The following is a 6,684-nucleotide window of genomic DNA, read 5'->3' as shown; positions in this document are numbered from 1 at the left end:
GGATGGGAAGATCGTCGCTCATTGGACTAAAATCCTTTCTGAGGCCGGCGGGACAGCGCCCCCCTCTGTCCTGCGGGACATCTCCCCCACGTGGGGGAGCTCGCCAGCTTCGCCGAGCGCGCGTCATCCTTCAACCTTTGAGATTGGCTAAGCCGCGATGACAGCCAATCTCCCTCCACGTGGGGGAGATGTCCGGCAGGACAGAGGGGGGCGCTACGGATCGCGACATCCGAGGTTTGCAGCAAATCCGCTCCGCCTAGACCCTTCTCTCCACCATCATCTTCTTGATCTCGGCGATCGCCTTGGCCGGGTTGAGGCCCTTGGGGCAGGTCTGCGCGCAGTTCATGATGGTGTGGCAGCGATAGAGCCGGAACGGGTCTTCGAGGTTGTCGAGCCGCTCGCCGGTGGCCTCGTCGCGGCTATCGATCAGCCAGCGATAGGCCTGCAGAAGCGTTGCCGGGCCGAGATAGCGGTCGCCGTTCCACCAGTAGCTCGGGCACGAGGTCGAGCAGCAGGCGCACAATATGCATTCGTAGAGCCCGTCGAGTTTCTCGCGGTCCTCGTGGCTCTGCAGCCACTCCTTGGCCGGCTCCGGCGACACCGTCTTCAGCCAAGGCTGGATCGAGGCATGCTGGGCATAGAAATTGGTGAGGTCGGGCACAAGATCCTTGACCACCTGCATATGCGGCAGCGGGTAGACTTTTACCGCGCCGGAAATGTCGTCGCAGCCCTTGGTGCAGGCGAGCGTGTTGGAACCGTCGATGTTCATGGCGCAGGAGCCGCAAATGCCTTCGCGGCAGGAACGCCGCAAGGTCAGCGTCGGGTCGATCTTGTTCTTGATCCACAGCAGCGCGTCGAGCACCATCGGCCCGCAATCGTCCATGTCGACGAAATAGGTGTCGATGCGCGGGTTCTCGTCATCGTCCGGCGACCAGCGATAGATGCGGTATTCCCGCAGATTGGTGGCGCCCTCCGGCTTTGGCCAGGTCTTCCCCGGCTTGATCTGCGAATTCTTGGGGAGCGTGAGTTCAACCATGTTCGATCCTCAATACACCCGGGCCTTGGGCGCGATCTTGGCGAGGCTGATGCCGCCGTCCTTTTCAGCCAGCTGCGGCTCGGTGTGCACCGGCCGGTAGGAGAGCGTCACCTTGCCGTCTTCGCTGAGCCTGGCCAGCGTGTGCTTGCGCCAGACAGCGTCGTCGCGCACCGAAAAGTCCTCGCGTGCGTGTGCGCCGCGGCTCTCCTTGCGCGCCTCGGCGCTGTAGACCGTGGTGATGGCATTGGCCATCAGGTTTTCCAGCTCCAGCGTCTCGACCAGATCGGAGTTCCAGATCATCGAGCGGTCGGACACTTTGATGTCCTTCAACTCGCCCCAGATCTGCGAAACGCGCTTGCAGCCGCTTTCGAGGGACTCCTGCGTGCGGAATACGGCCGCGTCTTCCTGCATCGCCTTCTGCATCTTTTCACGCAAGCTGGCCGTCGGCGTCGAGCCATTGGCGTGGCGCAGCCGGTCGAAGCGGTCCATGATCTTTTCGACCGAGGCTTCGTTGGGCGAAGGGATCGCCGACTTGCGGTCGATGACCTGGCCGGCGCGGATCGCGGCCGCGCGGCCGAACACCACAAGATCGATCAGCGAATTCGAACCGAGCCGATTGGCACCATGCACTGAGGCGCAGCCGGCTTCGCCGACAGCCATCAATCCGGGCGACACCTGGTCTGGATTGATCGCCGTCGGATTGAGCACCTCGCCCCAGTAATTGGTCGGCACGCCGCCCATATTGTAGTGGACCGTGGGCAGCACCGGAATCGGCTCCTTGGTGAGGTCGACACCGGCAAAGATCTTGGCCGATTCCGAAATGCCCGGCAGCCGCTCATGCAGGACGGCGGGATCGAGATGGTCGAGATGCAGGAAGATGTGGTCCTTGTTCTTGCCGACGCCGCGACCCTCGCGGATTTCCAGCGTCATGCAGCGCGAGACGACGTCGCGCGAGGCAAGGTCCTTGGCTGACGGCGCATAGCGCTCCATGAAGCGCTCGCCCTCGGAATTGACGAGATAACCGCCCTCGCCGCGCGCGCCCTCGGTGATCAGGCAGCCGGCGCCATAGATGCCGGTCGGGTGGAATTGCACGAACTCCATGTCCTGCAGCGGAAAGCCGGCACGCGCGGCCATGCCGCCGCCGTCGCCGGTGCAGGTGTGCGCCGAGGTGGCCGAGAAATAGGTGCGGCCATAGCCGCCGGTCGCCAGCACCACCATCTTGGCCGAGAAGCGGTGGATGGTGCCGTCATCCAGGTTCCAGGCGAGAACGCCGGTGCAGGTGCCGTCCGGCTCCATGATCAGGTCGAGCGCGAAATACTCGATGAAGAACTGCGCGTTGTTCTTCAGCGACTGTCCGTAAAGCGTGTGCAGGATGGCATGGCCGGTGCGGTCGGCGGCGGCACAGGTGCGTTGCACCGGCGGGCCTTCGCCATAGTTCATCATGTGGCCGCCGAACGGCCGCTGGTAGATCTTGCCCTCTTCGGTGCGCGAAAACGGCACGCCATAATGTTCGAGCTCGTAGACCGCGGCCGGCGCTTCGCGCACCAGATATTCCATGGCGTCGACATCGCCCAGCCAGTCCGAGCCCTTGACGGTGTCGTACATGTGCCACTGCCAGGAATCGGGACCCATGTTGGACAGCGAGGCGGCAATGCCGCCTTGCGCCGCCACCGTGTGCGAGCGGGTCGGGAACACCTTGCTGATGCAGGCGGTGCGCAGGCCCTGTTCGGCCATGCCGAGCGTGGCGCGCAGGCCGGCGCCGCCGGCGCCAACGACCACCACGTCGAACTTGTGGTCGACAAAGGTATAGCCTGCCGTGTTGGCTTGTTTCGCGTCCTTGGCCAACTCAGCCTCCGAATGCCAGCTTGAGCAGGGCGAAGATCGAGGCGACGCCGACCGCTATGGTGAAAAATGTATTGAGCGCGATCAGCGCCAGCTTCATGCCTTCGCCATGCACGTAATCCTCGATGATCACCTGCATGCCGAGCCGCATATGGGTAAGCCCGGAAATAAGCACCAGGGCCATCACCAGCGCGACGAACGGGTTGGCAAGAGCTGCCCGCACATGTGCGTAGTCGGCGCCGTTGAGCGCGATCAGGAAGCCGACGAAGAACAGGATCAGCGGGATGTTGGCGATCGCGGTCAGGCGCTGGCGCCAGAAATGCCCGGTGCCCTCGCGGGCGGAGCCGAGGCCGCGGACCCTCGCCAGCGGCGTGCGCATGTCGGTGTTTTTGCCGCTCATGGTCAGGCTCCCCGCGCCATATAGCCGGCGATCCAGATCAGCAGCGTGAGCAGGATCGAGCCGGCCAGCGTCGCCCAGGCGATCTTCGAGGCGGTATGCTTCTCGAGGCCGGCGCCGGTGTCCCAGACCAGATGGCGCACGCCACCCAGCATATGGTGCATCAGCGCCCAGGTGTAGCCGAACAGGATGAGCCGGCCGAGCCAGGTGCCGAAGGCCCAATTGGCCCAATCGAAAGTCGCCTGCGAGCTGGCCGCCGCCATCAGCCACAGGGCGACCAGCAGCGTGCCGAAATACAGCGCCCCACCGGTGATGCGGTGAATGATCGACATCGTCATGGTGATCGGCGGCCGGTACACGGTGAGGTGCGGCGAAATCGGCCGTTCACGTCTGGCAAATTCGCGGGTGGCTGGTGATTTGCTCATGGCTCCCCCAGTTCGGCGTCTCTCTGGAGCCTCAGGTGGAAATGCGGCATTGCCGCTTCCGGTTGCGACTTCGGACAGCCGGTTTCTAATGCTCTTTTTGCACCGCGTCAAAGCCAGAAAACCGTTTCGAAAACGTAATTTAGTCTGACTAAAAGGCCGGCTTAGGCTTCAATCGATTAGGCCGGGAGGCCCGAAGCCGGCTCGATATCGCTGCAGTGCAACATGTCTGGCCCAAGGGCCCGGCGGTGTTGAGATTAGCCCTAGCGTTTGCAGGTCTGCGGCGTCGACCCCTTCTTCATCACCAGCGCCTCGCGTCCGTCGATCACGATTGCGTCATGCGTGGCCGCCTGGTAGCGGCTGCTCTGGTTGGCGGGCGACGCCGCAAACTCCTCGGTCGCGCCATCGGACCCGACCACACGCAACGACGTGCCTAGATTTTGGATGGAGATCATACCGTTGTTGCCGCATCGGTAGGTGGCCGTGCCTATGCCGGATCGCGGCGCGGTAAGGTCGGTGATGATCTTGGCTGCAGCTGCCGGAGGCGCCGCGGCTGCGACGGACTGCTGAGCCGGCGCAGGTGAGACGACGACGGTATTGGCCGCCTTCGGCCCACTGTCCTGTGGCACACAGCCAGCGACGACCCCGAGCAACGGGAAAACGGACGCCCAAATCGGCCGGCGTAGCGCCATATGCTGTCCTCCCGCGCGGCAAACCAGCCGCGATGCTTTGCCAAGATCAAGGTCATCCCGACGCCGAGACGGACACCAGCCGCGATGGTGCGGCCAAGCATGGCCGAATAATGGCCAACGGGTTTTCCATCCAGTCGGATATTAACGGATATTAACCATGTTTACCGAGACATCGCCGCCAAACGCGCTGGCCTCTTAACAAAGGTTAAGAAAACGTTAATTTCTGATTCGAGGAGGCTTTCCCTCAGGACACGGAGGACGCCATGCGTTCGAATTCAGGCAGATCGCGCCTTGCGGCGCTCATCGTGGCGGCATCGGTCGTAGCCCTTGCAGCGCCAGCGCTCGCCGGCGCCCGGCATCAGGATCGCGTCTACGCTGATTCCTTCGGCAATCTCGTTGTCGACAGCGCCGCCGGCTACAAGCGCATCATCGTCGGCGAAGGCAAGCTGGCCAAGCAGCTATCCGACTACACCAGCGCCGGCCAGCCCAAGGTGATCTACGAGAACGAAGCCGACGAAATCAGCGGATACAGTGATTGCTACCGGCCGCCTGTGCTGGTGAAGGGCCGCTCCTATATGTACGGTCTCTCCGACGGCGAGATGCCCGAACTCAGCCCCTGCCGCTAGACACTTTGTTTGGACGCAATTTCCCAAGGGAAAGCGCTATGCGCTTTCCCGGGAAAACCGTTTCACACTTTTCCTGAAATTGCTCTGGCTTCCATTCCGGCTGACGACCAGTTGCCGGCCGGTCCGGCGGAGACGCGCACGCAATCGCGCCCGGCATTCTTCGCCTGATAGAGCGCCTGGTCGGCGCGCCGCATCAGATCGGCAAAGTCTTCGCTCGGATGAAGTTCGGCGACGCCGAAGCTCGCGGTGCAGCGGTTGTCTGCCGGCAGCCCGTCGATGGGCAGCCCGCCAAAGGCGCTGCGCGTCCCCTCGGCGAACAGCCGCGCCGCGGCAAGGTTGGTCCCCGGCAGGATGATGGCGAACTCCTCGCCGCCAATCCGACCCGCAACGTGATGCGCGGCTGCAGCTTCGCGCAGGAAGCCTGCAAAAGTCTCGATCACCCGGTCGCCTGACGCATGGCCGAAACTGTCGTTGACGCTCTTGAAATGATCGAGATCGGCGATGACCAGCGCGACCGGCACGCCTTGCCGCATCGCGCCAAGCACCGCCAGCTCGGCATGCCGGGTGAAGCCGCCGCGGTTGAGCAGACGCGACAGCGTGTCCGTTTCCGACTTCGACGTCACTTCGGCGAGCACGTCGCGAACCAGGATGGCCAGCATCAGCAGCGCCAGCGCCAGCGCAAAGACAGTGCCGAGCGATTGCGACACCAGCGCGTAGTTGCTTTGCAGATAGGCCTGCGGATTGGCGCCCCAGCCGCCAAGCGCATGCGCGATGAACGGTTTGGAGGCAAACTGCAGACCGCTCGCCGCCAGCACGGCCATCAACATGCGATCGAGACGGGCAAGCTTTTGCCTCGATGACCAGACAATGGCCAGCCCCACAAACTGCATGACCGCATAGGGAAGCTGGTAAGCCATGATGCGGATCAGCGACTGGCGGGGCAGATCCTGCACGAAATACACAGCTATGGTGGTGGTCAACAGGAACAACAGCATCGGCTTCCAGGGCAGTGCCACGCCGTATTTGCGGGCAAGCCCGCCATTGAACGCAATGGTGGCGGCAAGGAAAACCGCGAAGGCGGCCACGACCGGGAGCCGCGCGTCGGAGAAAGCGGGAATGGAGAATTCGATGGCCGAATAGGCCATGCCCAGCAGATAGCCAAATGCCAGCCAGCGCGCCGGCGCGCGGCCGACATCGTGGAAGGCGACCGCCATGAAGGATGCCGCCAGCAGGCCGGCAACCGACAGATTGATCAACAGGATGAAGTTGGCGCCGCTCATGTTCTCCCGCACCCGCGCCGACAGCTAATCATCGACGGGCGAAGAAGACGTTAACGCCGTCCCGTCCGGGCAGATTCAGCCGGTCTTGAGCGGCTCCGGCAGGAACGCCGTTTCCGGCCGCTCATAGGACAGGCGTACACTGTCGCGGCCGTTCTTCTTGGCTTTGTAGAGCGCATCGTCGGCACGGCGCATCAGCGGCTCCAGCGCCTCGCCACCGCTGCGGGCCGCCACGCCGAAGCTTGCCGTCACCCTCGTTCCCTGGGGAAGTCCGTCGACATGACCGGCCGAATAGACGGTGCGCACCGCCTCGGCGAACAGCCGGGCCGCGGCAAGATCGCTGAGTGGCAGCAGCACCGCGAATTCCTCGCCGCCGATACGCCCGGCAACAC

Annotated in this window: 8 protein-coding genes; 1 reads left to right on the top strand and 7 read right to left on the bottom strand. The window is 63.5% G+C overall.

Annotation, left to right across the window (positions count from 1 at the left end; translation table 11 throughout):
* Window positions 1–256: 256 nt before the first annotated feature.
* The 5 genes from EN893_RS13165 to EN893_RS13145 form a co-directional block, all read right to left on the bottom strand.
* Window positions 257–1,036 (bottom strand): succinate dehydrogenase iron-sulfur subunit, encoded by a 780-nt coding sequence (locus EN893_RS13165; RefSeq protein ID WP_013528877.1) that lies wholly within the window; start codon window positions 1,034–1,036, stop codon window positions 257–259.
* 9 nt (window positions 1,037–1,045) lie between these two features.
* Window positions 1,046–2,881, bottom strand: a complete 1,836-nt coding sequence (gene sdhA, locus EN893_RS13160) for a succinate dehydrogenase flavoprotein subunit (protein ID WP_127269293.1) — start codon at window positions 2,879–2,881, stop codon at window positions 1,046–1,048.
* Between the two features lies 1 nt (window position 2,882).
* The gene (gene sdhD, locus EN893_RS13155; RefSeq protein WP_127269292.1) at window positions 2,883–3,278 is read right to left on the bottom strand and encodes a succinate dehydrogenase, hydrophobic membrane anchor protein; all 396 of its coding nucleotides are present in this window, start codon (window positions 3,276–3,278) and stop codon (window positions 2,883–2,885) included.
* Window positions 3,279–3,280: 2 nt separating this feature from the next.
* Window positions 3,281–3,700, bottom strand: coding sequence for a succinate dehydrogenase, cytochrome b556 subunit (sdhC, locus tag EN893_RS13150; RefSeq protein ID WP_032900823.1), 420 nt, complete (start codon window positions 3,698–3,700; stop codon window positions 3,281–3,283).
* Between the two features lie 260 nt (window positions 3,701–3,960).
* Window positions 3,961–4,389 carry a hypothetical protein gene (locus tag EN893_RS13145; protein WP_127269291.1) on the bottom strand — a complete coding sequence of 143 codons (429 nt, stop codon included), beginning with the start codon at window positions 4,387–4,389 and terminating at the stop codon, window positions 3,961–3,963.
* A gap of 263 nt (window positions 4,390–4,652) precedes the next feature.
* Between EN893_RS13145 and EN893_RS13140 the strand changes: the two genes are divergently transcribed.
* Window positions 4,653–5,015, top strand: coding sequence for a hypothetical protein (locus EN893_RS13140; RefSeq protein ID WP_127269290.1), 363 nt, complete (start codon window positions 4,653–4,655; stop codon window positions 5,013–5,015).
* A gap of 62 nt (window positions 5,016–5,077) precedes the next feature.
* Here the strand turns inward: EN893_RS13140 and EN893_RS13135 are convergent, their stop codons facing one another.
* Window positions 5,078–6,295, bottom strand: coding sequence for a GGDEF domain-containing protein (locus EN893_RS13135; protein WP_127270056.1), 1,218 nt, complete (start codon window positions 6,293–6,295; stop codon window positions 5,078–5,080).
* A 75-nt stretch (window positions 6,296–6,370) separates the two neighbouring features.
* The coding region (locus EN893_RS13130; RefSeq protein WP_164900834.1) for a GGDEF domain-containing protein at window positions 6,371–6,684 on the bottom strand (314 nt) is incomplete at its 5' end.

Origin of the sequence: Mesorhizobium sp. M7A.F.Ca.CA.004.04.2.1, from assembly GCF_004022825.1 — a bacterium.
Lineage (GTDB): Bacteria > Pseudomonadota > Alphaproteobacteria > Rhizobiales > Rhizobiaceae > Mesorhizobium.
The sequence above is the reverse complement of the archived record's forward strand: the minus strand, read 5'-3'. Positions and strand labels throughout refer to the sequence as shown.

Coding starts and splice junctions, on each gene's coding strand:
- EN893_RS13135 (WP_127270056.1), bottom strand. CDS start 6,295: ATGAGCGGCGCCAACTTCATCCTGTTGATCAATCTGTCGGTTGCCGGC.
- EN893_RS13165 (WP_013528877.1), bottom strand. CDS start 1,036: ATGGTTGAACTCACGCTCCCCAAGAATTCGCAGATCAAGCCGGGGAAG.
- EN893_RS13140 (WP_127269290.1), top strand. CDS start 4,653: ATGCGTTCGAATTCAGGCAGATCGCGCCTTGCGGCGCTCATCGTGGCG.
- sdhC (WP_032900823.1), bottom strand. CDS start 3,700: ATGAGCAAATCACCAGCCACCCGCGAATTTGCCAGACGTGAACGGCCG.
- sdhD (WP_127269292.1), bottom strand. CDS start 3,278: ATGAGCGGCAAAAACACCGACATGCGCACGCCGCTGGCGAGGGTCCGC.
- EN893_RS13145 (WP_127269291.1), bottom strand. CDS start 4,389: ATGGCGCTACGCCGGCCGATTTGGGCGTCCGTTTTCCCGTTGCTCGGG.